26 protein-coding genes and 1 tRNA gene are annotated in these 25,610 nt (G+C 65.8%); 8 read left to right on the top strand and 19 right to left on the bottom strand.

Going from position 1 to position 25,610, the window contains the following annotated elements:
• Positions 1-209: 209 nt before the first annotated feature.
• The 5 genes from PW843_06595 (at position 210) to PW843_06615 (ending at position 4,875) form a co-directional block, all read left to right on the top strand.
• Complete coding sequence (locus PW843_06595) at positions 210-1,859, top strand: porin (protein ID MDE1146281.1); 1,650 nt, start codon at positions 210-212, stop codon at positions 1,857-1,859.
• A gap of 526 nt (positions 1,860-2,385) precedes the next feature.
• Entirely contained in the window at positions 2,386-3,003 is a 618-nt protein-coding gene (locus PW843_06600) for a DUF2589 domain-containing protein (GenBank protein ID MDE1146282.1), read from the top strand.
• Between the two features lie 33 nt (positions 3,004-3,036).
• Positions 3,037-3,717 carry a DUF2589 domain-containing protein gene (locus PW843_06605; GenBank protein ID MDE1146283.1) on the top strand — a complete coding sequence of 227 codons (681 nt, stop codon included), beginning with the start codon at positions 3,037-3,039 and terminating at the stop codon, positions 3,715-3,717.
• Positions 3,718-3,719: 2 nt separating this feature from the next.
• On the top strand, positions 3,720-3,926 hold the full coding sequence (locus PW843_06610) for a hypothetical protein (GenBank protein ID MDE1146284.1): 207 nt from the start codon (positions 3,720-3,722) through the stop codon (positions 3,924-3,926).
• A gap of 247 nt (positions 3,927-4,173) precedes the next feature.
• Positions 4,174-4,875 (top strand): hypothetical protein, encoded by a 702-nt coding sequence (locus tag PW843_06615; protein MDE1146285.1) that lies wholly within the window; start codon positions 4,174-4,176, stop codon positions 4,873-4,875.
• Between the two features lie 12 nt (positions 4,876-4,887).
• Here the strand turns inward: PW843_06615 and PW843_06620 are convergent, their stop codons facing one another.
• The 9 genes from PW843_06620 to PW843_06660 all read right to left on the bottom strand — a co-directional run bounded on the left by PW843_06620 (position 4,888) and on the right by PW843_06660 (position 14,371).
• Positions 4,888-5,667, bottom strand: a complete 780-nt coding sequence (locus PW843_06620; protein ID MDE1146286.1) for an MBL fold metallo-hydrolase — start codon at positions 5,665-5,667, stop codon at positions 4,888-4,890.
• Complete coding sequence (locus PW843_06625) at positions 5,664-6,509, bottom strand: TatD family hydrolase (protein ID MDE1146287.1); 846 nt, start codon at positions 6,507-6,509, stop codon at positions 5,664-5,666. Before PW843_06625 ends, PW843_06620 begins: the two co-directional genes overlap by 4 nt.
• Positions 6,509-8,065: a methionine--tRNA ligase gene (metG, locus tag PW843_06630; protein MDE1146288.1), complete on the bottom strand. Its 1,557-nt coding sequence runs from the start codon at positions 8,063-8,065 to the stop codon at positions 6,509-6,511. Before metG ends, PW843_06625 begins: the two co-directional genes overlap by 1 nt.
• Positions 8,066-8,129: 64 nt before the next feature.
• Entirely contained in the window at positions 8,130-9,248 is a 1,119-nt protein-coding gene (locus PW843_06635; GenBank protein ID MDE1146289.1) for a DNA polymerase III subunit delta', read from the bottom strand.
• A complete protein-coding gene (gene tmk / locus PW843_06640; protein MDE1146290.1) occupies positions 9,248-9,886 on the bottom strand; it encodes a dTMP kinase in 639 nt (212 codons plus the stop codon). Before tmk ends, PW843_06635 begins: the two co-directional genes overlap by 1 nt.
• 4 nt (positions 9,887-9,890) lie before the next feature.
• The gene (locus tag PW843_06645) at positions 9,891-11,078 is read right to left on the bottom strand and encodes a D-alanyl-D-alanine carboxypeptidase (GenBank protein MDE1146291.1); all 1,188 of its coding nucleotides are present in this window, start codon (positions 11,076-11,078) and stop codon (positions 9,891-9,893) included.
• A gap of 204 nt (positions 11,079-11,282) precedes the next feature.
• Positions 11,283-12,305, bottom strand: coding sequence for a septal ring lytic transglycosylase RlpA family protein (locus PW843_06650; GenBank protein MDE1146292.1), 1,023 nt, complete (start codon positions 12,303-12,305; stop codon positions 11,283-11,285).
• 97 nt (positions 12,306-12,402) lie between these two features.
• On the bottom strand, positions 12,403-13,509 hold the full coding sequence (locus tag PW843_06655) for a lytic murein transglycosylase (protein ID MDE1146293.1): 1,107 nt from the start codon (positions 13,507-13,509) through the stop codon (positions 12,403-12,405).
• Between the two features lie 55 nt (positions 13,510-13,564).
• A complete protein-coding gene (locus PW843_06660) occupies positions 13,565-14,371 on the bottom strand; it encodes a YdcF family protein (protein MDE1146294.1) in 807 nt (268 codons plus the stop codon).
• A 211-nt stretch (positions 14,372-14,582) separates the two neighbouring features.
• Here PW843_06660 and PW843_06665 point away from each other — a divergent pair, with 211 nt between their 5' ends.
• A complete protein-coding gene (locus tag PW843_06665) occupies positions 14,583-15,890 on the top strand; it encodes a GGDEF domain-containing phosphodiesterase (GenBank protein MDE1146295.1) in 1,308 nt (435 codons plus the stop codon).
• Between the two features lie 12 nt (positions 15,891-15,902).
• On the opposite strand, the gene PW843_06670 is transcribed toward PW843_06665, so the two are convergent.
• The 4 genes from PW843_06670 to PW843_06685 form a co-directional block, all read right to left on the bottom strand.
• A complete protein-coding gene (locus tag PW843_06670) occupies positions 15,903-16,283 on the bottom strand; it encodes a PilZ domain-containing protein (GenBank protein ID MDE1146296.1) in 381 nt (126 codons plus the stop codon).
• 196 nt (positions 16,284-16,479) lie between these two features.
• Positions 16,480-16,788 carry a hypothetical protein gene (locus PW843_06675; protein ID MDE1146297.1) on the bottom strand — a complete coding sequence of 103 codons (309 nt, stop codon included), beginning with the start codon at positions 16,786-16,788 and terminating at the stop codon, positions 16,480-16,482.
• A 186-nt stretch (positions 16,789-16,974) separates the two neighbouring features.
• Positions 16,975-17,751: a phosphatase PAP2 family protein gene (locus PW843_06680; GenBank protein MDE1146298.1), complete on the bottom strand. Its 777-nt coding sequence runs from the start codon at positions 17,749-17,751 to the stop codon at positions 16,975-16,977.
• A gap of 315 nt (positions 17,752-18,066) precedes the next feature.
• Positions 18,067-18,498: an NUDIX domain-containing protein gene (locus PW843_06685; protein ID MDE1146299.1), complete on the bottom strand. Its 432-nt coding sequence runs from the start codon at positions 18,496-18,498 to the stop codon at positions 18,067-18,069.
• 108 nt (positions 18,499-18,606) lie between these two features.
• On the opposite strand from PW843_06685, the gene PW843_06690 reads away from it, so the two are divergent.
• On the top strand, positions 18,607-19,299 hold the full coding sequence (locus PW843_06690) for an SOS response-associated peptidase (GenBank protein ID MDE1146300.1): 693 nt from the start codon (positions 18,607-18,609) through the stop codon (positions 19,297-19,299).
• Positions 19,300-19,306: 7 nt separating this feature from the next.
• On the opposite strand, the gene PW843_06695 is transcribed toward PW843_06690, so the two are convergent.
• The 6 genes from PW843_06695 to gyrA form a co-directional block, all read right to left on the bottom strand.
• Complete coding sequence (locus PW843_06695) at positions 19,307-20,086, bottom strand: transporter (protein ID MDE1146301.1); 780 nt, start codon at positions 20,084-20,086, stop codon at positions 19,307-19,309.
• A 246-nt stretch (positions 20,087-20,332) separates the two neighbouring features.
• Positions 20,333-20,905, bottom strand: coding sequence for a hypothetical protein (locus PW843_06700; protein ID MDE1146302.1), 573 nt, complete (start codon positions 20,903-20,905; stop codon positions 20,333-20,335).
• A complete protein-coding gene (locus PW843_06705) occupies positions 20,906-21,094 on the bottom strand; it encodes a hypothetical protein (protein MDE1146303.1) in 189 nt (62 codons plus the stop codon).
• 101 nt (positions 21,095-21,195) lie between these two features.
• A tRNA-Lys gene (locus PW843_06710) sits at positions 21,196-21,271 on the bottom strand.
• A gap of 178 nt (positions 21,272-21,449) precedes the next feature.
• The gene (gene coaD / locus PW843_06715; protein ID MDE1146304.1) at positions 21,450-22,007 is read right to left on the bottom strand and encodes a pantetheine-phosphate adenylyltransferase; all 558 of its coding nucleotides are present in this window, start codon (positions 22,005-22,007) and stop codon (positions 21,450-21,452) included.
• A 107-nt stretch (positions 22,008-22,114) separates the two neighbouring features.
• Positions 22,115-24,937 carry a DNA gyrase subunit A gene (gyrA, locus tag PW843_06720; protein MDE1146305.1) on the bottom strand — a complete coding sequence of 941 codons (2,823 nt, stop codon included), beginning with the start codon at positions 24,935-24,937 and terminating at the stop codon, positions 22,115-22,117.
• Positions 24,938-25,137: 200 nt separating this feature from the next.
• On the opposite strand from gyrA, the gene PW843_06725 reads away from it, so the two are divergent.
• Complete coding sequence (locus tag PW843_06725) at positions 25,138-25,569, top strand: VOC family protein (protein MDE1146306.1); 432 nt, start codon at positions 25,138-25,140, stop codon at positions 25,567-25,569.
• Positions 25,570-25,610: the final 41 nt, after the last annotated feature.

Raw genomic sequence — 25,610 nt, forward strand, 5'->3', positions numbered from 1 at the left:
GCCTCGATTGCCCTTGACCCATATCCAGAACAGAGTATTTCCATATCCAGGACACGATATTCTTTCACTTATACAGGAAAAAATCAGAATTCATGATCGATCCATCATGAAATAATATCGACGTCATGCAATAAAGCTTTAAATATAGCGTCTAAAATTGGACCCACGCCCGAATGGGTGAAATCGAATATCGATGAAGGGTCCTTAAAATGTTGAAGCAAACGCGGACGTCCTCGCATGGGCGAACCGGCGTCTTCCTGTTGACCGCCACCTGCGCCCTGCTGGCCGGCCTGCCGGCCCACGCTGAGTCCAACAGCCAGGAAGTGCAGACCCTGCGCGCGCAGCTTGAGGCGCAGATGAAGGTCAGCCAGGCCATCCAGGCCCGCCTGGATGCGCTGGAGGCGCGTGAGACGGCAGCGCAGACGCAGGTCGACGCCACCCGGGTCCAGTCGGAACAGACGGCCGTCCAGGCGGCGACGCAGGCCAAGACCATCGCCAAGCTAGAGGCCAGCAGCAACGACAACGGCAGCTTCACCATGGTGGGTGGCCGTCCGACCTTCACCGCCTTCGGCGGCAAGGGCACGCTGCAGATCGGCCTTCAGGCGCAGTTCGACGCGGCCTCGTATTTCGAGGACAACGCCAGCGTCAAGCGCTCCGGCATCGACCTGGGCGACGGCGTGAACGCGCGGCGCATCCGCATCCCCTTCGTCTTCCGCTACGGCGACGTGACGGCCACGGTCACCCCGGACTTCGGCGGGTCGCCGGACGGCCGCCAGAACAGCCAGTACCTGTATGAGGCCAACCTGGCCTATACGCCGTTCAAGAACTTCACGGCGGCCCTGGGTTACCTGCAGCCCAACATCAGCCTTCAGGATGCGCCCAGTTCCAACGACTTCATGTTCATGGAACGTCCGGCCATCATGGACGTGGAACGTAACATCGCCGCCGGCGACGCCCGCGCCGCCGTGGGCGCCCGTTACTTCCAGGACCGCTTCTTCGTGTCGGCCTTCCTGACCGGCCAGTCCTATGGCGGCCAGTCCACCACCACCGCGACCTCCTCCACCGGCACCACCGGTTCGGTCACCACCTCCATCTCCACGACGCAGCCGTCCAACGGCCAGCAGACCGGCGGTGTGATCCGTGTGGCGGGCCGCCCCGTCTATGGCGAGGATTACGACGTCCACCTGGGCTTCAGCGGATCCCGGGTGTTCAGCATGAACCAGAATGACAGCAACCGCCTGGCGCAGAACATCGCCCTGTCGGTGCAGCCGGAACTGCGCATCGACGCGAACAAGCTGATCAATACCGGTTCCATCCCCGCCACCGGCGTCACCACCTGGAACCCGGAACTGGGCTTCCGCTACAAGAACTTCCTGGTGCAGGGCGAGTATGTCGGCATCGACATCGACCGCCAGCACCAAGCCAGCGCCGGCCTCAGCGGTTCCAGCCTGACGCCCAACCTCAGCTTCTCCGGCGCCTACATCGACGCGTCCTGGGTCATCACGGGTGAGACCCGCGGCTACCAGGCGGCGCGTGGCGGCTTCGGCGGCATCAAGCCGGCCCATCCCTTCAACCTGGAAACGGGTGACTGGGGCGCCTTCGAACTGGTGGGCCGGGTCAGCGAGATCGACCTGAACAGCCACGTCCAGCGCTTTACCGCCGCCGCCGTCACCGGCGGTGTCGAAGGCGGCATCCAGGACGTGGTGGGCCTGGGCCTGAACTGGTACCCGAACGAGCACCTGAAGTTCATGGCCGACTACCAGATCGTGAACGTGGACAAGCTCAGCGGCAGCACGCTGCAGAACCAGACCGGCCTGCGCTACCAGGCCGTGGGCTTCCGCGCCCAGGTCGCGTACTAACCTGTCCGGAGGGCTTGGCCCTGGATTTGTGATCCGTCCATCTCCAGGGCCAAGCCACCAGCCGGCGGGAAACGGTGGCGCCGGTTTCCCCAGCCTTACTCATTTGTATCGATGGCGGCATGACATGGGCCAGGACCACCCTGGCGACCGGCCTGCGCCCACGCATTGCATTTAAAATTGTTTTGATGATAGAAAGACTCGCTTAACGCGAATCGGCCAATTTATAAAATACAAATGCTATTGTTAAATGGCTCTCACTCGGCATATTCCAATATCATAGGTTGTGATTCACCGGCCATTCCCGGATAAATCAAGGCGGAAGAAGAATATTCCGTGGCAAGAACGGCCGGCGCGGAGGGGGTGCCCTCGGCTAAGGCCGGTACAACTCGCCCGTGACAGGTAACTTTCCCCCTCTCCCCATCCAATCCGATCTGTTCCCTGCCGACCCGGCCCGCGACAAGGTTGTCGCGCCCCGCGAACATGACGCATGGGACATTCCCGACACCCTGACCATGTGTTGGCGCCGATGATTGAGTTTTCCGATCTGGTTTCGGCCCTTCACGTCAGCGTCCAGCAGGCGGGGGAGGCCCTCAGCCGCGCGAATTTGCGAACGTTCGAACAGTACTTTGTCGACAGGAAGAAGCCCGACGACGCCCAAGCCATTCTTCAGGGCGCCCTTGCCGAGGCCACGACCTTGTCGGAAACAGGGGCGCCGGCGGACGCCCTTCGCCGCCTGGCGTCGTCCTTGGCGGCCGCGTCCACCGCCTTGGAGGAAAGCAGCGAGGCGCTGCGTCCCAAAGTTGTGGCCATCGACTATCCGATGGTCACCAAGGATGGTCCCACCGTTCATACGGTGCATGTGCCGCTTATCGCCCTGGCGCCATTCGCCGGCGTCCAGCTTTCCAAGCTGACATTCAAAACCGACCTGGATGTGCAAACGAGCGATGAAGGCAAGTTGCAGGTCGCCTTCGTCTCCTCCGCTCCGGCGGAACGGTCTGCCACCGAGGGTGCCGATCGGGATGTGGCGACGCGCACGTCCAACACATCCATCGAGATCGTCATTGAAAGTGTGCCCACCCCCGATGGCCTACGGAAGGTCATTGAGGGCTATGAACGGGCGCTGCGCGCCCAAATTCCGGGATGAGTGCCCATCAACCAACAACCAAGGTGAGAGATCATGACGACCGAGCCCCCTCTGATATCGATGGCCGAGCAGTTCACGGGTTTGCCGATGCAGGCGCTGATCGGCGGCCCCCTCAACGCGGCCGCCGAGGCCAACAGCATGATGGCGGTCACCCAGACCCGCTTCCTGTTGGATACCGCCTTCGCGCGGGAGACGACCAGCGGGGTCGACACCTATAAACCGATCATGATCAAGATGACCCTCACCCGGGGCGTGCTGGTGCCGGTGAACCCTGATCAGCCTCCTCCGCTGGACGTGATCATCAAAGAGGTGACAACCACCTTTGACCTGCCTTTGCTGACCATCCTGCCACTGAATTCACTGGCGGTGGATGACGTCACCATCAACTTCGACATGGAAGTGAAGTCGAGCTATTCCGACGTCACCAGCCAGAAGACGGAGGAGAAGGTCGCCACCGCCGGCAGTTTCAGCGCCAAGGTGGGATACGGCATCTTTTCCGCGGAAATTTCGGGCAGCGCCAGCTATGACCGCACCTCGTCAAGCGGGCGCGACACGCACTACGAAAAAAGCAATTCGGCACGATATGGGGTCAGCGTCCATGCGGGACAACTGCCGCTGCCCGAGGGCGTGAAGACCATCATCACGGCGTTCACCAACGCCATTTCGCCCATCACCATGCCCGTGCTGCCCCCAACACCGGCTGGCGTCAGCTGATCATGAGCCATCATTTCCCCTGCCCTCTTTGCCAGAGCCGCATCGCCATCGATTTACATCTCCTGGCGAGCGGGGCCAGCCTGGTTTGCCCCAACAGCGCGTGCGGCGCGATGGTGGGCGTGGCCGGCGAAAGTCAGAACACGGTTTCCAGCACCATCCTGAAATACCGGCAGCTGGAAGCGCTGAAGTCCGTTCCCAAAGCACGTTGAGGAAGCGGTTCCTGCTTTGAACCGGCGGGACATCCGGGCCGGCCACCTGGCGCAAGCCGGCGTGGACCGGGCCGGATGTCCTGTTCCTCGCCCGTAAATCGCGGAGAACGACATGGTTGGTTCAGGCAGCGAAGAGGGCGGCGGTCGCGCGGCACGGCGCGGGCAGCCCCCCCGATACGGCGCCGTGATAGATCAAAATAAGGCCCCGATAGGATACGCGGGCCCCGAGGTGCCGTCGGAGTTGGTGGTGGCGAACGATGCGGTGTCGCTGATCACGCGGGGTACGGTCAACAATGCCTTCAGTGGGGTCGTGAATATCACAACCGGCGTCATCACGACCTATCCCCTCGCGGACGAGGCTTATCCCGGCGGCGACAGGACCTTCGATGCCGGCGGCGATGGATACAAGACGTCGCGCTTTCCCCGTGGCCTGCGATATGACGATGAGCGCGGCTATCCAACGGTGGAGGACACCCCCGCCCGGCCGCTGGCACCGGGGGAGCGGCGGGCGCGGACCCTGTCGGAGCCGTCACCCCCGCGGCAGGTGACGCCCATCCGGCATACTGACCCGCAGTGGCAGGGCCAGGTGTCCCATGACCAGCTGGCGCGCAGGACAGGCGGCATCCCCAAACGCGAGTTTGAGGGGCGGCGTTTGAAACGGGGCGAGGATGAGCACCCCCGTTTCGTCGGGTTCACCGTATGGAAGGAGCCGCGGAACCTTCGACTGGTCTGCACCTCCCGGTCCCTGAACGACGAAAAGTTCGGCCTGGGCGGCGGCCGGATGTCCATTCCCTGGGCCGACCGCATCCGTGACGCCTTCGCCGCGATCGATTGGCCGATACCACGGGCCGCCGATGACGACAGCCTGCCGGAACTCAGGCCCAACCAGGGGAACACCACCCCAGGGGCCGCAGCGGACCCGCCGCCGGCAGAAGATGGAAACGCCTGACAGGGGCGCCTGTCACGCCATCTCCAGCACCAACCCGTCATAGGCGGGCTCCACGCCCGGAGGCAGCGTCGCCATCAGGCTGCGGTAGTCCATGGTGTGGTTCATGTGGGTCAGATAGGCGCGGCGGGGTTTCAGCCGTTCGATCCAGCTGAGCGCCAGGTCCAGATGCGCATGTACGGGATGCGGCTCTATCCGGGTCGCGTCCACGATCCAGGTGTCCACGCCCTCCAGGATGCTCCAGGCCTTGTCGTCCAGGTGCACCACGTCGGTGGAATAGGCGAAGTTACCGATGCGGAAGCCCAGGCTGGGGAAACGCCCGTGTTCCTGGTGGAAGGGAATGAACTCGATATCCCCGATGCTGAAGGGCCCGGTGATCAAGTTCGGCACCAGGCAGGGCCGCGGAAACCAGTCGGGCCGGTCCTGCGGCTTGAAGCAATAGTCGAACCGCTCCAGCAACTGATCCAGGTTGATCGGATCGGCGTAGATGGGCAGCGGCTTGTTGGTCATCCAGTTGACCTGCCGCAGGTCATCGATGCCGTGGGCATGGTCGGCATGGGCGTGGGTGTAGACCACGGCGTCCATGCGGCCGACCTGGGCATCGATCAACTGCTCGCGCATCTCCGGCCCGGTGTCGATCAGCACCGTGGTGCTTTCGGTTTCCAGCAGGATGGCGGCGCGGCGGCGACGGTTGCGCGGCTCTGCCGGGTCGCAATCCCCCCAGATGTTGCCGACCATGGGCACGCCGCCGGATCCGCCGCAGCCCAGGATGCGTACCCGCAAGGCGCCGCTCACGCCGGGAACCCCGCGACGAAGGTGCCGCATTCGGCCGGCGGGATGCGGTTGAACAGTTTCAGCATGGTGTCGCTGGTGGCCCGCGCCAGGTCGGCCGGGTCCATGCCCTTCACCTCCGCCAGCAGGCGGGCGGTGTGGGCCACGAACGAGGGTTCATTGGTCTTGCCGCGCATGGGCACCGGCGCCAGGAAGGGCGCGTCGGTTTCCACCAGCATGCGCTCCAGCGGCACCTCCCGGGCGAATTCGCGCAGTTCGTCCGACTTCTTGAAGGTGACGATGCCGCTGAAGGAGATGTGCAGGCCGATCTCCAGCGCCTGCCGCCCCAGTTCGGGGCTGGAACTGAAGCAGTGCAGCAGGCCGCGCAGCTTGCCCTCCGACCCGCCCTCCTCCCGCAGGATACGGATCATGTCCTCATCGGCGTCGCGGGTGTGGATGATGACGGGCAGGCCGGTTTCCCGCGCCACGGCCAGGTGGGCGCGAAAGCTGGCCTCCTGCACCTCTTGCGGGCTCTTGTTGTAATAATAGTCCAGGCCGGTCTCACCCAGCCCCACCACCTTGGGGTACGCCGCCAGTTCGCGCAGCTTCTCCACCGTGCACAGTTCCTGCTCCTCCAGCGCCTGGTGGGGGTGGACGCCCACCGTGCACCAGACGTCGGGATAGGCCTGCGCCACCGCGTGCACCTGCTCAAAACGGCTGAGGTGGGTGCAGATGGTCAGCATGGCGCCCACGCCGGCGGCGCGCGCCCGTTCCACCACCGCGTCCCGCTGTTCCGCGAAATCCGGGAAATCCAGATGGCAGTGGCTGTCGATCAGGAAGGGCTTGTGGATGAGACCATCGGGCATCAGGCGGTCGCCTCCACATCCTCGACATGGCGGGGGAACACGCCCTGGGGGGCGGGCAGCGACGTGCCGGGCACCAGCGCCTTATCCAGGCTGCCGAAATCGCGGGCGTCTTCCGGCACGGCCAACAGGTCCAGCACCTTGGCCATGGCGTTGGGCATGAAGGGCTGGGTCACGATGGCGATGTGGCGCACCGTCTCGGCCAGCACGTACAGCACCGTGGCCATGCGCGCCGGATCGGTCTTCTTCAGCGCCCAGGGGGCCTGTTCGTCGATGTAGCGGTTGGCGTCGCCCACCACCACCCACAGGGCGTCCAGGGCACGGTGGAAGGCCTGCACGTCCAGTTCGGTGCGCAAGGTCGCCACCAGGCCGCGCGCGGCGGTCAGCAGGGTGTTGTCAGCCTCCGTGAACTCACCCGGCGTCGGCACCACCGCCCCGCAGTTCTTCTGGATGATGGACAGGAACCGCTGCGCCAGGTTGCCGTAGCCGTTGGCCAGTTCGCTGTTGATGCGGGTGACCATGGCGCGGCGGGAGAAGTCGCCGTCGTTGCCGAACGGGATCTCGCGCATCAGGAAATAGCGGGTCTGGTCCAGGCCGTACTTTTCCAGCAGCTCAGCCGGCGCCACCACGTTGCCCAGCGACTTGGACATCTTCTCGCCTTCCACGGTCCACCAGCCGTGGGCGAAGACGCGGCGCGGCGGCTGCAAACCGGCGGCCATCAGGAAGGCCGGCCAGTAGACGGTGTGGAAACGCAGGATGTCCTTGCCCACCATGTGCATGGCGCCCGGCCAGTACGTGGCGTAGGGCGTGCCCTCCCCCGTCTGCGGATAGCCCACGGCGGTGATGTAGTTGGCCAGGGCGTCCAGCCAGACGTACATGATGTGCTTGTCGTCGCCCGGGACCGGGATGCCCCAGTCGAAGGTGGTGCGGCTGACCGACAGGTCCTTCAGGCCGCCCTTGACGAAGCTCAGCACCTCGTTGCGCTTGCCGGCCGGCAGGATGAAGTCCGGGTTGGCCTCATACAGGGCCAGCAGGCGGTCGCCCCAGGCGCTCAGCCGGAAGAAGTAGCTGGACTCCTCCACCCACTCGCACTCCGCACCCGTGGGGCCGAACTTGCGGCCCTGCTCATCGGTGCGCAGCTCGTCCTCGCCGTAATAGGCCTCATCGCGGACGGAATACCAGCCGGCGTAGGAACCCAGGTAAATCTCGCCGTTGTCCACCAGCTTCTGCCACAGGGCCTGCACCGCCTTCACATGGCGGGGCTCGGTCGTGCGGATGAAATCGTCGTTGGAGATGTTCAGCAGCCCGGCCAGGTCGCGGAAGTTCTGCGACACCTTGTCGGTGAAGGCCTGCGGGTCGATGCCGGCGGCCTTGGCCGACTTCTCCACCTTCTGGCCGTGCTCATCCGTGCCGGTCAGGAACTTGACGTCGTAGCCGTCCAGACGCTTGAAGCGGGCCATCACGTCGCAGGCGATCGTCGTGTAGGCGTGGCCGATGTGCGGCACGTCGTTCACGTAATAGATCGGCGTGGTGATGTAGAAGGGCGGACGCCCGGACATGGCAACTCTCCGGTTAACGGCTGTCGGTTTATTATTTAGGGCGCGTTTGGAACTTTTCAGCGGCTCAGGACGCCGCCGCCTCGATCGTGCGCAGCGCGCTCAACATCACCTGCTTGCGATCGAGATTGGCGCCTTCCGCCTTGGCGAACAGGCGGTTGACGTTGTCCCATACCTCCATCCACCGATCAAGCGCACGATCCCGGCGCGCGGCGAAGGACAGGCGTTCCATCAGGGCGGCCTCGCCCTCCACGATCTCGGGTGCGGCCACGCCGCGTGCCAGGGCGCGGTTGAAGCGGGCCAGCCACCACAGCAGCAGGTCGGTCGTGGTCTCCCACACCGTGTCCTGGCCGGCGCGGCCCACCTGGTCGGCCAGGGCATGGGCGGCGGCCAGGTCCAGGCGGGGCAGCGTGTCCATCACGCCCAGCACCACGCGGTAGAGATCCAGCCCGCCGGCGGCCGCCAGGTCCAGGCCCCGGCCGATGCTGCCGTCCGACAGGGTGGTCAGGGCGGCGGCGTCGCCCATCTCCAGATCCGGCATCATGCGGTTGACCAGGCTGCGCACCGTGGTAGTGGCCAGGGGCTCCAGCATCAGGGTGCGGGTGCGCGAGCGGATGGTGGGCAGCAAGGCGCCCGGATTGTCCGCCACCAGCAGGATCAGCGCCCGGGGCGGCGGCTCCTCCAGGATCTTCAGGATGGCGTTCTGGCCGCTGGTGTTCATCTGGTCGGCGCCGTCCACCACGACGATGCGCCAGCCGCCCTCCGCCGCCGTCAGGCGCATGAAGGGGGCGATGCGCCGCACCTCATCCACCGGCAGGTCGCGCTTGAAGCGCTTGCGCTTCTCATCCCAGGTGCGCTGGATGGTCAGCAGGTCGCCGTGGCCGCCGGACGCCATGCGCCGGGCGATGGGATTCTCGGGCGAGACGTACAGGCTGGTGGGCGGCGGCGGGGCGCCGAACAGGCCGTCGTCCTGCGTCTCCGCCCCGCCGGACAGCAGGAAGCGGGCGAAACGATAGGCCAGGGTGGCCTTGCCGATGCCGGGCGGCCCGCCGATCAGCCAGGCATGGTGCAGGCGCCCGCCGGTGGCGGCCTTCAGCAGGGTCTGCTCCGCCGCCGCATGGCCCATCAGGTCGTGCGTGGCGAGGGGCGCGGGCACGCTTTCGCGGTCGAAGGCGGGGGCGGCCATCAAGCGCCCCCCGCCAGCAGGCGCGTCGCCACGGTTTCCAGCAATCGTGCCTGGACCGTCCCGATATCGCCGGTGGCGTCGATCACGGCGCAGCGCGCGGGATCGTTGGCGGCGATATCCAGGAAACCCTGGCGCAGGCGCTCGTGGAACGCGACCCCCATGCGCTCATACCGGTCTTCCGCCCCCGGCCGGCTGCCGGCACGGGCCAGGCCGGCCTCGACCGGCAGGTCCAGCACCAGGGTCAGGTCGGGCATCAGGCCACCGGTGGACAGGCGGTGCAGGTCGGCCAGGATCTGGCGGTCCACGCCCATGGCATAGCCCTGATAGGCCACGGTGCTGTCGACATAACGGTCGCACAGCACCCAGGCGCCCCGGGCCAGGGCCGGACGCACCAGCGCCTCGACATTCTCGTGCCGGGCGGCGTTGTGCAGCAGCGCCTCCGTCAGGCGCTGCCAGGGGGTGTCGCCCGCCACCAGCAGGCCACGGATGGCGGCCGCGCCGTCGGAACCGCCGCCGGGCTCGCGCGTCGTCACCACCTCCAGCCCCCGGCCCGCCAGGGCGTGGGCCAGCAGGCGGATCTGGGTGGACTTGCCCGCCCCCTCCCCGCCTTCCAGGGTGATGAAACGCCCGGCGGCCATGGGCTCAGCTGCCGAACAGCATGCGGTGCAGGCCGGCGCCCATGCGGCCGAACAGGCCCTTGCGCGGCACGTCGGCGGCGGCCTCCAGCGGGATTTCCACCGTCTGCAGGTCGGGCGCGGTGATGCGCAGGGTGGCGACGACGGCACCCTTGGCCACGGGGGCGGCCAGCGGCAGGTTACTTTCCACCGCCACCTTCATGCCCCGGCGCTGTTCGTTCGTCAGGGTGATCTTCAGTTCCTTGGCGATGGTGACCGGCACGCTGTCAGCGGTACCCAGCGACACCGGCAGGGTGTCCACCGTTTCGCCCGCCTTGAACAGGGCGTAGTCGTCGAACTCATGGAAGCCCCATTCCAGCACGCGGGCGGGCTCATCGGCACGGCTCTGCATGCTGGTCAGGCCGTTCATCACCAGCACCAGGCGGCGGTCGCCGCGCTTGGCGGAGGCGATCAGGCCATAGCCGCCGGCCTCGGTATGGCCGGTCTTCAGGCCGTCCACGCCCATGTTGCGGTACAGCAGCGGGTTGCGGTTGCCCTGCTTGATCTTGTTGTAGGTGAACTCCAGCTCCGAGAAATAGTGATAGTACTCGGGGAAGTCGTGGATGGTGTGGATGGCCAGGACGGCCAGGTCATGCGCCGACGAATAGTGGTTGGCGTCGGGCAGGCCGGCGGCGTTGGTGAAGTTGCTGTCGTTCATGCCCATGTCGTGGGCGCGCTTGGTCATGTTGCGGCAGAAGGCTTCCTCCGTGCCGCCCAGGCCCTCGGCCAGGACGATGGTGGCATCGTTGCCGGACTGCACCAGCACGCCGCGGATCAGATCCTCCACCTTCACGTTGGCGCCCAGCGGCAGGTACATGGTGGAGCCTTCGGTCTTGGCGCCGCCCAGGTCCCAGGCGCGCCGGCTGACCGGCAGGGTGTCCTCCAGCGACAGCTTGCCGTTCTTCAGCCGGTCGAAGACCATGTACATGGTCATGACCTTGCTCATCGACGACGTCGGCATGTGCTGGTCGGCGTTCTTGGCGAACAGGACGGTACCGGTGTCGGCATCCATCAGGATGGCCTGGCGGGCTTCGGTATCGATGGTGGCGGCGTGCGCCGCCGACCCCAGCAGACCACCCAGCAGCCCTATCAGCATGCCCATCACCGGGGCGGCTTTCCTGACGGCGCCGCGCGTCGCCAAAACCTTCAGTTCCATACTGTCCTCTATCCCGACTGCGTGTCCGATAGCTTCAAAAATGAAGTACGTGTCGTTGGGGGCACTGAATGCCCCACCTGTTTCTCCGGGGCACTGAATGCCCCATGGGCGGCCATCATGCCAGTTGCCAGACGGCCTATGGCCAAAATGTCCCATCGCCGGCCAGGGCTCAACCGCCATGGCCGGTGATGAGGCATGAACGGCTCACTCGACGATGACGCGGGCGCCGTTGTTGCCGTCGGCCACCACCTGGGCCAGCACCTGGTCGGCCTGTTCCGGGGTGTCCAGCGGGCCGACGCGGACGCGGAAGAACTGCGTCCCGTTCACCATGGTCGGCGCCAGGAAGGACTTGCCGATGCCGGCCAGGCGGGCGCGCAGCTTGTTGGCGTTGTCGTACAGGGTGAAGGACCCGGCCTGGACGTAGATGCGCTTCACGCCCGGGCCCACCGCCACCTGCTCCACCACCGGGGCCGGCAGGAAGCGGCCGTCCGGTTCCGTCGTGCCGGGGATGGTGGTGGGGGCGGCGATGGCGGGCGCCGGCGTCGCGGGCTTGGCCGGGGCCAGGGCCTGGCCCTGCACCGTCACGCTGGGACGCGGGGCCGCCTTGGGCACGGGGCTGCCGTCGGCCATGGTGGTGGGCACCGGCGCGGCGGCGGCCGGCTCGTTCAAGGCCACCTGGGCGCCGCCGGACTGCATGGCGGCGGCGGCGATGGCGCGGCTTTCGTCCGCCAGGATCTGCACCCGCACCTTGGCCGTGCCCGCCTGTTCCATGCCCAGCAACTGGGCGGAGCGGCGCGACAGGTCGATGATGCGGCCGGCGGCGAAGGGGCCGCGGTCGTTGATGCGCACGACGATGGACCGGCCGTTGTCCAGGTTGGTCACCCGCACCAGGCTGGGCATGGGCAGCGTCTGGTGCGCCGCCGTCAGCTCATTCTGGTCGAAGGTCTCGCCATTGGCGGTGCGTTCCTGGTGGAAACCCGGGCCGTACCAGCTGGCGATACCGGTCTGGTCATAGTCGTAGTCGGCGCGCGGATAATACCAGATGCCGCCGATCTGGTAGGGCTGGCCCACCTTGTAGGTCGGCTGGCCCGCCACGGCGGCCGGCGCCGGCGTCTTGATGGAGACGGCGGGCGGCGGCGCCTCCTGCTTATGGGCGCAGCCGGCCATCAGCAGCGCGCCCAGCGACAGGCCGGCCCACGCCCCGGTCTTCACGAGGCGATACGTCACTTTACGGGATGCGGTGGGCATCGCCGACCGCGTCACCAGATTTGCCCGGCTCATCACTTGCACACCGCTATGGATTGTGGCTGCACCCTACAACATCTCATTGCGCGGCGCCAAGTTGATCAGCCAGCAAACCCACCGTGGTCGCGAAATAAGTCGACCGGTTCCAGTTCATGATGGCGCGGTAATTGTCATAGACCAGGAAGGCACGGCCGTCCGGCCCATCGGGAATGACCAGCGAAGCCGACAGCGCGCGGGCCGGCAGCGCCTTGCCATCCAGCGTGCGCACGCCGGCCTTGCCCCATTCCGCCAGCGTCCGCTTCTTGTCCAGGCCGGCCGCGGCGGCCGTGTCCAAGCCCTTCGCGGGCAGCGTCACCTCCCGCCCCCAGGTGGTGTTGGCGTCCCAACCCACGGTGGATAGATAGTTGGCGGCGGACGCCAGCACGTCCGGCGTCTTGGTCCAGATGTCGCGCCGGCCGCAGCCGTCGAAATCCTGCGCGTACTTGAAAAAGGCGCTGGGCATGAACTGCACCTGGCCCATGGCGCCGGCCCACGATCCCTTCATGGTGGCGGGGTCGACCTTGTCCTCCTCCACGATGCGCAGGGCCTGGATCAGTTCCTTGCGGAAATAGGCCGGGCGGCGGCCGTCATGCGCCAGGGTGGCCAGGGCGTCGATGATGCGGAAACCGCCGGTGATCTTGCCGTAGTTGGTCTCCAGCCCCCACAGCGCCACAATGTACTGCGGCTGCACGTGGTAGCGGGCGCTGACCTGGGCCAGCAGCGCCGCGTTCTGGCGCATCAGTTCCCGCCCTTTCTGAATGCGGTCGTTGCTGACCACGCGGGATGCGTATGTGGCGAAGGTGACGGTGCCCTCCGGCTGCTTGCGGTCCAGGTCGATGACGCGGGGCAGTTCCTGGACGTTGGCCAGCGCCAGGTCCAGCGTGGCCTTGGAGATGCCCTGGGCCAGGGCGTCCTGGCGCACGCCGTCCAGCCAGCGGGCGAAGTCGGCCTGCTGTTCCGGGGTGATGACGGTCGGTGCCGGCGCCGGTGCGGCGGACGGTGCCGCAGGTGCGGCCGGGACGGCGGGCTGCGGCGCGCTGGGCGCTGCCTGCGGGCCGCCGGCGCATCCTGTCAGCAACAAGACCGACAACAGGCCGGCGCCGGCGCTACGGGACAGGGTGGGACGGGCGGCGAACGGGCGGGTCACGAGGCGGCAATCCTTGGGAATGACGGCGAAGGGCGGGGCGGGAGTTAACGGGCGATCACGGCGAATTGGTGGCGGGGCCGGGGAACAGGCTGTCGGTCCGGCCCAGCACGCGGTAGGCCACCAGGCCGATATACTCGTGCACCGACTGGGACAACAGGTCCAGGCCGCGCAGCAAATCGAAATCCGGCCGGTACAGCAAGACCTTGGGCGCCCGTATATCGACGGGATAGGGCACCACCGGCCAGCCGACGCGGCGGAAGATGCCCATGGAGCGGGGCATATGGAAGGCGGAGGTTACCAGCAGCCAGGTCTGGCCCGGTTGCGGGTGGACCAGGTCGCGGCTGAACAGGGCGTTTTCCCAGGTGTTGCGCGATTGCCCCTCGAACACCACGCGGTTCAGGTCCATGCCCATTTCCTCCAGGGCGGCGCGGGCCACCGGCGCCTCTTTCTCCTCCGGGTCCATCACCTGGCCGGACCCGCCGGAAAAGACGATCTGGGCGTCGGGATAGCGCCGCGCCAGGTCCGGCACCACCATCAGGCGTTCGGCGGCGGCGTTGACCTCGGGCATGCCGGTTTCGGCGGCGGCCAACTGGTCGACCGATCCGCCCAGGATGATGATGCCGTCCACGTGCGCCGGCAGCGCCGCCGGGGCGGGGAATCGGGTTTCCAGCGTCCGCATGCTCCACGCCCCCACCGGCAGCAGGGCCACGGCCAGCAGCCCCAAGGCCGCGGCGCGGGCACAGCGCAGGGAACGGCGGCCCCGGTAGGCGCCGGCCAGGAACAGGCCCGCCAGCAATAGCAGCAACAATAGATTGCCCGGTGCCGTCAGCGCCCAGAAGATTTTCGATACGAGGAAACTCAAGGTATTTCCCTCCTATAATTATTTTCCGGGCACTTAAACTAGGGTCGTGTCCGCCGCCATCCATGGCCCCTGATACGCGCCATGGGGTGATAGCGTCAGATTTTGTAGGATTTGTCGAATATTGCGTGACGGCAGCAGTTTCCCCATGCGGCTGCGACAGGAAATGGTCTAAGGTCGTTTTCAACCCAGAACAGCCGGCCTTGCCCTGATCGTGACCGAAGCCTGCCTAACCGTCGTCGCCAGTTCCGACGCGGCACCCAATGGTGCCGGTTTCATGCAGGACATACCCGCGTTCGCCCGCCGCATAGACGAGCATCTGGCCGCGCACAACGGCCCCTGCGGCGTTCTGGTCATCGAAATCTCCCGCATGACGGAGCTTTACAAGCTTCTCGGCCAATCGGCGCTGGACGCGTCCATGGCCGTCATGGCCGAACGGGTGCTGAGCCTGTGCGGCAAGGCCGACGCCGTGTGCCGAATCGCCCGGGCCCAGTTCGCCGTCTTCCTGCCCAACCTCAGCCACGCCAGCAAGGCGCTGTTCACCGCCTCGGCCGTGGCCGCGCGCGTGGCCGAACCGGTGCTGGTGGAAGGGCGCCTGCTGTACATGGTGGCCAAGATCGGCGTGGCCGTATCGCCCGACGACGGCACCGGCGGCCATGCCCTGATGCGCAACGCCGCCATCGCCCAGGGGGAGGTGGCCAAGTCCGGCTCCGTCAACTACCTGCATTATACCGAGCAGATGCGGGAACGGCTGCGCCACCAGTTGATCACCGAGACGGAGTTGCGCCAGGCCATCCTGGATGAGGCCTTCGTCCTGTATTACCAGCCCAAGGTGTCCATCACCGACGGCACCCCCATCGGGGGGGAGGCGCTGATCCGTTGGCACCACCCCACCCGGGGCCTGGTCTATCCCATGGACTTCATCCCCATCGCCGAGGAAACCGGCCTGATGGTGCCCATCGGGGAATGGGCCTTGCGCGCCGCCTGCCGGCAGATCAAGTCCTGGATCGACGCCGGCCGCCAGCCGCTGCAGATCGCCGTCAACGTCTCGGAACGCCAGTTCCGCTGGGGCCACCTGCCGGCGCTGATCGACGTCCTGCTGCGGGAGACGGGCATCCCGCCCCACCTGCTACAGCTGGAAATCACCGAATCGGTGCTGCCGGAGGATCTGGAGGGCGCCCTGCGCCAGATGGCCTGGATCGCCGATTGCGGCGTGGCCCTGGCGCTGGATGATTTCGGCACCGGCTATTCCTCGCTGTCCTACCTGCGCGAACTGCCGCTGGACTGCCTGAAGGTGGACCGCAAGTTCGTGCAGGACATGGAACAGGACACCAGCACCCGCCATATCGTCCAGGCCATCGTCGCCATGGCCAAGGCCATGGGGCTGAAGGTGGTGGCCGAAGGCGTGGAGACCGAGATCGAACGCGGACTGCTGCGCGGCATGGGGGTGGAGGAAGGCCAGGGCTACCTGTTCGCCCGGCCCCTGCCCGTCAAGGAGTTCGAGGTGTTTTGCGGTATTTGAGGCGCGATGGCCTTAAGCGTCCGGCCGCGCTTCCGGCCCATGGCCACCCCGCGCGCTGTCAGCGCCGGTGGCGCGCACCCAGCCGGCAACAATCGCGCCTACGCCGTCCTTCTGAAATTCGATGCCGACCCCACGCTCGGTCCGGCGAACGATGCGCACCGCGGCGGCCACGGGCACGCCCGGCAGGCGCAGGGTTCCCGTCGTGCCCACCGGCGCGTCGGGGCCCGGTGACAGGAAGGCGCCGCTGGCCGACACATCGGCGATGCGGCAGGTGACCACGGCGTCGCCACAGCTCAACTGCACCTCGCTGTCCACCGCCAGGCGGTCATACGTCCGGCGGTTGCTGAGTCTGACCAGGCTGGACATGATGCGCTTGAAACCGGTCCAAGCCATGAATTGCCCCCTCCCCATCGGGACGCCCGTCCAGGCCCGACGGGGCGTGGAGGCATCGGCATCCCGCGAATTCCACTGTGCCGTCAATCCCGGCTGGATGCAAACGCCCGCCGCCAAGGCCCCTCAAGCGAGGGGATATGCCGGGCGCGACACCTTGAGGTTCCGGCCCGGAACCGTTCCGATACCGGAATGGTCTTTATGAGTCATGGAGACGATTGGGTCGCGGCCGTCCATCCGGGGGATTGGCACGGGTATCGGCCAAGTCCCGGATATACGATTCCAATTCCTGGCGTTCAACCGGCGTGGCATTGGCGTAAGCCTTGGTGCCGCGGATGCCCGACAGCATCTCGGCCGCCTTGGAGAGCGTCCGGTCGGCGATTCCGGCCCGGTCCGCCGCCCATTGCTCCGTCTTGTGCGCACGGCCGGGCGGACTGGCGTTGTCATCGCCACCCGGATGGGCTCCCGCCGCGGTGCTGTTTCCGCGATCCTCTGGAGGATGGGACATGGTCCAGCGTCTCCCCTGTCGCTGCGAAACAATGTCTACAACCTAGACAATCATAAGCTCAGCGAAATGATGCTGAATACCTGGCTTGGGGGATAGCCCGAAAGAGGCATACCACCCAACGACCACCACGACCCGGGGAGAGGCCGCAAGCACGGCGGGAAGATGCACCAGGTCTGGTACAGGGCCTCAGTTGTGCTGAACCGGATTGTCCACCGGCCCCACGACCTTCAAGGGCGGGGCGGTATCACCCGGTTCATCGACATGGGCCTGCAGCACCTTGTGCACCGATTGGCCGATCATGCGGATCTCATCGAATTGGGTGACCAACTCGAAACAAAACAGGAAAGCCAGGGTATAACAGGGGGCGGGGAAACGCATCATGACCCGCAGGATAGGGCTGGCGTACAGCGTCCGGACACGGTCACGGGTCATGACATAGGTGATCAGGACCCCGATCAGGGCGCCGCCCAGTACATCCGTGGGGTAGTGCAGCCCGAGATAGACCCGCACCAGGCAGACGAAGACCGCCGTATAGATCATGGCCAGCACGCCGACCCAGGGCCAGATCAGCAAGATGCCGGTGGAGACCGACATCCACAGCATGGCGTGGTCGCTGGGGAAGGAACTCCACGTCCGCAGGATGGTCTCGGTCGTGCCGGTCAGGGGGAAGTGATAGGGCAGCGAGGCGTCGTACATCGGCCGCTCGCGAAAGGGCAGGAAGTGGGCCAGGCCGCGCCCGACCATCAAGGCCACCATGCCGCTGGCGAAAGTGGCCACCACCATCTCCTTCTCCCATACCCCGCGCTTGCCGCCACGGAACCACACCCACCACAGGACGGCCACGGGGAACAGGCCCTTGAACATGGCGAAGTCGGCGATGGTATGGATGGCGTGGTTCACCACCTCGGATGTGAAGGCGTGCGTTGTCAGGAACGCCTGGATGGTGGCATCGAACCAGTTCATGACCCTGTCTCCTTCCGGCCGGCCCATCGCGCGGGCAAACCGTCCCCATTCCCGGCCGCCATATGATCGGCCGGGTCGTGGCACCACCCCTGCTTGCCCCAAGGAAGGGTCGGCTGGCGCCCGGAAGAACGGACGGCGTCGGTCGCCAGGGGCGACGGACCGTCACGGCAACGACTTCCGATTGCCAATAAAATGTAACAAAAAGTTTATAATCGCCGGACGGCTTCACCAAAGCCGATATTCGGGCATAGCCCCCTTGGCCTGATCGCGACAGAAATGTTGCGATCACCCTATCCCGAAAGCCGCAGACGAACCCTACAAGGGGGTATAGGTGCTTCCGTTGGCCAGGGCCTGGAGCGCCAGTTCCACCGGCCGGAACAGGGGCTGTGGCAACGCGTCGGGCGCGTACCAGCCCCAGTCGGCGATCTTGTGCGGCTCCAGCACCTGCGGCTCGCCCGGTTCCACCTCCTCCGCCAGGAACTGGATGTCCACGTAGTGCCGGTCATAGGCCAGGATGTTGTGCAGGCAGAGGAAACGCAGGCGCCGCACCACCAGGCCGCACTCCTCCCGCACCTCGCGGATGGCGCATTCCTCGAAGGTCTCGCCGTATTCCAGGTGGCCGCCGCACCAGGAATAGCTGCCGTCGCCATGGCTGTTGCGCCGGCGGCCCAACAGGATCCGCCCTTCCCGCTGGATCAGGACACCAATGCCGACTTTGGGCGCTTGCTGGGCTACGGGTTGGGTCATGGCGCGTTCCTGCCTACCAGGTATGGAATTGACGGGACGCCAGCAGTATCATGACCGTACGATGCCCGCCAACGGGGCACGCCCGTCCTCCTGGGAGAATTGCCTGTCATGTGCGGTCGCTATGCCGCTGTCACCCCGCCCCAGGCGATGGAAGCGCTGTTCCAGACCCTGGGCGCCATGCCCAACTTCCCCGGCAGCTTCAACATCGCGCCGACGCAAAGCGCCCCCGTGGTGCGCTGGAACGCGCAGACGGGGGAGCGGCGACTGGACATGCTGCGCTGGGGCCTGGTGCCGTCCTGGGCCCCGGATCTGTCGGGCGGGGCCAAGATGATCAACGCCCGGTCGGAAAGCGTGATGGAGAAACCGACCTTCCGCCAGGCCCTCGCCCGCCGCCGCTGCCTGGTGCCGGTAACGGCCTTCTACGAATGGCGGGTGGAGAACGGGACCAAGCAGGCCTATGCCATAGCCCCCATCGATACCGACACGGCGGCCCTGGCCGGCCTGTGGGAAGGCTGGCGGGATGCGGCCAGCGGCGAATGGGTGCGCACCTACACCGTCCTGACCACGGCCGCCAACGACACCATCGGCCACATCCACCACCGCATGCCCGTCATCCTGGCGCCGGAGCACTGGCCGGCCTGGCTGGGCGAGACGGCGGCCGACGCCCCCGCCCTGCTGGACCTACTGCGCCCCTATCCGGCCAACCGCACCCGCTTCTGGCAGGTGGGGCCGCGTGTCGGCAATGTCCGCAACGACGATGCCGACCTGCTGGCGCCGATGGCGGCGGGCACGCTGTTTTAACCAAACCTCAAAACCGCAGGCAGCCCTGGATCCAGAAGTTCTCCGCCTGGGCGCGGTTCTCGGCCATGAACTCATGCTGCCAGGTGAAGGTCGCCTGCACCGGCCCGATGTTATGGCTGACGGCCGGGCCGGCGGCGAAGGCGGTGCCCCTGTGGCCGTCGGCCGCGACCCTATGGCCGGCGACGGTGTCATCCTCGTACTGCAGGTAGTAATAGCCGGAAACACCCAGCCGCCATGGCCCGATGTTGCGACCGGCGGCGTAGTCGATCGTCAGGTCCGCGCCGGAATGATAGTCGGTGGCGTCGTTGGTGGTGGTGAAGCTGAAGCGTGGCGATACCTGCGCCTGCCATCCCTCGCGGTCGATGTAGGATAGGCCCAGGGTCGGCTGGAAGGCCCAGGTGTTGCGGCCGATGTTGGCCGGCGACTTCGCATTGTATTGGCCAAGCGGCAGGGAAACATCGACACCGGCGGTCAGCGTCACATTGGGGGCCAGGTTCCAGGCCAATATCACGGGTGTGATGGCGGGATCGCCCAGGCCGAATTTGCGGCTTTTCCAGCCGTTGACCGCGACGTTGAGGTCGATGACCGGCAAGACCACGTGGGCAGCCACCTGGGCCCCCAGCACGGTCATCGGCAGGATGTACAAGCCATGGAAAGCCAGCGACGTCGCGTTGGCGCTGAAATCCAGCGGCCGGCGGTCGCCGTTCCCATCGTTCAGCCTGTCACTTGAATAGTGGTTGGGTTCAAACGAAAGGTAGGTCCCCGGCGGCGGCAGGGTACCGGCCATGAAAATCATGGCACCCGGCGGATAACTGTTCCCGTCACGCTCGGACGCAAGAGAATCTTTAAAAGATGTAAACACGAGCACGCAGAAAATGGCCAAGGCCGCTGACCAGTTCTTCACCGAACATCTCCACCACTACTGAAATTCACCGATCAGATGGCGTTCATTTCAACGTGGGAGAGATCTCCTAAAGGATGGGGGCGCCAAGTCGCGACGACCGGTCCTGAGAATGCCGGTTATCGTGCTGATTTAGGCCAGGTGACTTTCCGGAACCCGAAATACGCCCTTGACCACGGCCGGGTTCCGGACCGCGATCTGGATGTGCGTTTTTTCCAGGAAGCCGGCGCCGGGATACGTGGGAGATCCTTCTGTGAATATTCCCTTCACGGTATCGAAGGGCAAAGAAGGCACCATCCTGGCAACCAGGCTGTGGGCATGTTCGATGATGGCGCAGTCCAAGCGACGCTGTAGTGTGCTGTTGGTGGGAAGTGCTTTCCCAATGGCATCCAGGTCGGACTTCAAGGCTTGGTAGGCGGCTTGCAGCATCCGGGTGTCCATCGCACTGATTAGGTCAAAGCAATGGCCCATTTCGATGACCGCCCCAACCACCGCTGCGTCTTCCTCCGACTTTTTCCGTTTGAGGGATTCCTGAGCGAAGCTTAACCCACGAACCGGATTGGCTTCCCAGAAATAAATTCCGTGGCCCAGCCAGTCATAGTCATTTTCGGATTTCTTGAAAGGCTCACCGGCAAGCAAGCGGTCGGCAACAGATTTTGTGCAACCGTGATATCCCAGCACAAAACCATAGGCCAGCCGGTGCAATTAAAGCTCGCGGTAAGGCTTGGTCAACTTGCCCTTGCCGGTCACGATGCCGGACTTCTGCAATGCCTTCAGGGCACTGGCGCTGTCGGAAGATGCACTGCGTGCGACCTTCAGGAAGGCGTCCAGGAAAGCTTGGTCCCCAAATACTGGAGAAGCTTTCGCCAAGGGGGCTTTGGGCTGTTTGCTCATAAAAGCAAGAGTGCGTTCCTGGCCGCAAAGAGTCAACGGCAAGCCTGTTCAACATCAATTGAAACAGACGATCAAGAAATCGCGCTAAACTATTGAAAAATTGGTGATCCCGGTGGGATTCGAACCCACGACCCCATGATTAAAAGTCACGTGCTCTACCGGCTGAGCTACGGGATCGACCGCGGGGAAAAGGCACCGTGAAAGGTGTTTTCCGCGAACGAAGACAAGGACCTCGGCGGTCCCCGTCCCGGTGTGGCGCGCACCATAATCAGGGGTATGGGCGCGGTCAATGGAAAGCGGCGGGGGCCCGCCATTTAACGATGCATGGGGGCCCCGCAAACGGCTGTCGTGGTCTTTATTCCCCGGCGCCGCCGGTGGCGGGGTCGACGCCCTGGCCGATGCCCTGGCGGGCATCCTGGGCGAACCGTTCCGCCAGGCGGTGGGCCACGCGCGGGCTGACGAAGTGGGCGATGTCACCGCCCAGCCGCCCGATCTCCTTCACGAAGCGGGAGGAGATGAACTGGTGCCGGTCGGACGCCATCAGGAAGACGGTTTCCACCTGCGGGTTCAGGCGCGCGTTCATGCCCGCCATCTGGAATTCATATTCGAAGTCCGAGACGGCGCGCAGGCCGCGGATGATCACCTGGGCCTGGCAGCCCACGGCGAAGTTCATCAGCAGCGTCTCGAACGGCCGGACCTCCACCGACGCGCCCTTGGCGGTCAGGGCGGCCAGTTCCTCACGCACCAATTCCACCCGCTCGGGCGTGCTGAACAGCGGCCCTTTGCCGGCGTTGCTGGCCACCCCGATGATCAAATGATCCACCAGCTTGGTCGCCCGCTGGATGATATCGAAATGCCCATTGGTGATGGGGTCGAAGGTGCCGGGATAAACCCCGATGCGTGGTCCCGTCATCTTCCGCCCCGCTGATCCAATCCGCCCATCGTTCAGCTCCGTTTGCCGGCTTTAACTGAGCCTCCGGGGGTTCAAATCACCGGAGTGATTTGAACCCCCGAAAAAACTCACTCGCCGGTTCCCTCGTCCGGGCCTGCGGCCCCGGTTTCACCCACACCCGTTTCACCCACGGCGGCGTCAACCGCCGCGATGTCGCCGGCCCCGGTTTCCTCGGCATCCTCGGTACCGTCATCGGCCAGGCGCGCCACGGACACCACGCCCTCATCCGCCGCCAGGCGGAACAGGGTGACACCCTTGCTCTTGCGGGCGGTGATGCGCACGTCGTGCACCGGCATGCGGATGACCTGGCCGCCATTGCTGACCATCATCACCTGGTCGGTCTCGGCGATGGGGAACACGGCGGCGATGGCCTTGTTGCGGTCGCCCATGTCCATGTTCCAGATGCCCTGGCCGCCACGGCCGGTCAGCCGGTATTCATAGGCCGAGGTGCGCTTGCCGAAGCCCTGGACCGAAACGGTCAGCAGGAATTCCTCACGCGCCTTCATCTCGGCATAGAGTTCGGGCGACAGTTGCCCGACGTCACCGGTGGCCTCGCCATCCACGTCCGCCGCGACATCGTCCACTTCCTCGCCCTGCTGGCGACGCTCGGCACCGGCTTGCTTCAGGTAAGCGGCGCGTTCCTCCGGGCTGTAATCGGTGTGGTGCAGGATGGACAGGCCGATGACCTCATCGCCCTCGGCCAGGCGGATGCCGCGCACACCGGTGGACGTGCGGCCGGCGAAGACGCGAACGTCGTCCACCGAGAAGCGGATGCAACGGCCCAGGCGGGTCGCCATCAGCACGTCGTCGGCCTCGCTGCAGGTGCGGGCCGCGATCAGCAGTTCGCCCTCTTCCTCCAGCTTCATGGCGATCAGGCCATTGGCGCGGATGTTGGTGAAGTCCGAAAGCTTGTTGCGGCGGGCGTTGCCGTGGCTGGTGACGAACAGCACGTTCAGGTCGCCCCAGCTGGCTTCGTCCTCGGGCATGGGCATCACGGTGGTGATGACCTCCCCCTCCTCCAGCGGCAGCAGGTTGACCAGGGCCTTGCCACGCGTCTGCGGCTGGCCCAGCGGCAGGCGCCAGACCTTCAGCTTGTAGACCAGGCCCCGGCTGGTGAACAACAGCATGGGCGTGTGGGTGTTGGCCACGAACAGGTCGCTGACCGCATCCTCCACCTTCAGCTGCATGCCGCTGCGGCCCTTGCCGCCGCGCGCCTGCGCCCGATAGGTGGAAACGGGCACGCGCTTGATGTAACCGGTCTGGGTGACGATGACGACCATGTCCTCGCGCTGGATCAGGTCCTCGATGTCGGCTTCGAACTCCAGATCCTCGATCTTGGTGCGGCGGGGGGTGTCGAAGCGCGCCCGCACCTCCACCAGCTCGTTGCGCAGGATGGTCAGCAGCAGCGAGCGCGACGACAGCACTTCCAGGAAATGGCTGATCTGGTCGACCACCACCTTCAGGTCGGCGCCGATCTTGTCACGCTCCAGCCCGGTCAGGCGGTGCAGGCGCAGTTCCAGGATGGCCTTGGCCTGGGCCTCGGACAGGCGGTAGGTGCCGGCCGCCGACAGGCCACGGCCGGGCTCGTCGATCAGTTCGATCAGCGGCGCCACGTCGCTGGCCGGCCACTCGCGCAGCATCATCTCCTCACGCGCCGTCGCCGGGTCGGGCGCGCGGCGGATCAGGGCGATCATCTCGTCCAGGTTGGCCACGGCCACGCCCAGGCCCACCAAGCTGTGGGCGCGTTCGCGGGCCTTGCCCAACTCATATTCGGTACGGCGGGTGATGACCTGCTCACGGAACTTCACGAAGGCCGCGATGATGTCCTTCAGGTTCATCAGTTCCGGCCGGCCGCCGTTCAGCGCCAGGGTGTTGACGCCGAAGGAGGTCTGCAGGGCGGTGTGGCGGAACAGCTGGTTCATCACCACGTCGGCCACGGCGTCGCGCTTCAGTTCCACCACCACGCGCACGCCGTCGCGGTCGGACTCGTCACGGACGTCGGAAATGCCCTCGACCAACTTTTCGCGCACCACCTCGGCGATGCGTTCGATCAGCTTGGCCTTGTTCACCTGATATGGCATCTCGGTGAAGACGATGGCCCAGCGGTCCTTGCGGATCTCCTCGATCTCGCTCTTGGCGCGCATCACGACGGAGCCGCGGCCCGTCTCGAACGCCGAGCGGATGCCGGCGCGGCCCAGGATCAGGGCGCCGGTGGGGAAGTCCGGACCGGGCACGATCTCCATCAGTTCGGGGATGGTGATGTCCGGGTTGTCGACATAGGCGCAGCAGGCGTCGACCACCTCACCCAGATTATGGGGCGGGATGTTGGTGGCCATGCCCACGGCGATGCCGCTGGCACCGTTGACCAGCAGGTTGGGGAAGCGCGCCGGCAGGACCGTCGGCTCATCCTTGGATTCGTCGTAGTTCTTCTGCCAGTCGACCGTGTCCTTGTCGATGTCGTCCAGCATGGCCTCGGCCGACTTGGCCAGGCGTGCCTCGGTGTAACGCATGGCCGCGGCGGGGTCGCCGTCCATGGAACCGAAGTTGCCCTGGCCGTCGATCAACGGCAGGCGCATGGAGAAATCCTGCGCCATGCGGACCATGGCTTCATAAATCGAGCTGTCGCCATGGGGGTGATAGTTACCCATGACATCGCCCACCGCCTTGGCCGACTTGCGGTAGGGCTTGGTGCTTTCGTAGCCGCTTTCCTTCATCGCGTAGAGGATACGGCGATGCACCGGCTTCAGGCCGTCGCGCACGTCGGGAAGCGCGCGGCTGACGATCACGCTCATGGCGTAATCGAGGTAGCTGCTGCGCATCTCCTCTTCGATGGCGATGGGGGTGATGTCGCTGGCGGGGGGGGCCGCGGGGGGCGTCGGAGTCGTGGCCAAACCAAAATCCAAAAGTCAGGAAAACCAAGCCTTCGACTGGGCTGTACACCCTGTCGGCGGCGGCGGGGACCGGCCGCTTTTCTAGCACCATTCGCGCATGCGAACAATGAAACCGGCATCAAGGCCCCTGGGCCATGGGCCTCGACTCGATGGGGGCGCGAATGCAGAGTGCGGCACCCCACTCCAGCGGCCGATTCCCCATGACGACACCCCCGCCTTTCCGCATCCGCGGCTATGACCATGTGGCCTTTCCCGTGACCGACATGGGCCGGGCCCTGGCCTTCTATCGCGACGCCCTGGGCTGCCCGGTCACGGCGGAATATCCGGAGGACGCGCTGATCCGCCTGGCCGTGGGCGCGTCGGACCTGTTCCTGGTGGATGTGACGCGGGCCCAGGGCGCCTGGGCCAGACCGCCGGCCGGGCCGGGGCGCAACCTGGATCATGTCAGCGTCGCGCTGGGCGCTTGTGACGAGGTTGCCGTGCGGGCGCACCTGGCGGCCCACGGCCTGGCCATCATCGAGGAGCGCGTGGGCGACAACCGCCACGGCGCCACCCTGTCGCTGTATGTCCGCGATCCGGACGGCAACCAGGTGGAACTGCTGCTGCCCCTGCCGGCAACGCACGATCCCTAAAGATTTCGACAGCGCCGCCCGGCCTTTTCCAGCTTGTCTTG

The sequence above is a fragment of the Azospirillaceae bacterium genome, from assembly GCA_028283825.1.
In the GTDB taxonomy this organism is placed as follows: domain Bacteria; phylum Pseudomonadota; class Alphaproteobacteria; order Azospirillales; family Azospirillaceae; genus Nitrospirillum.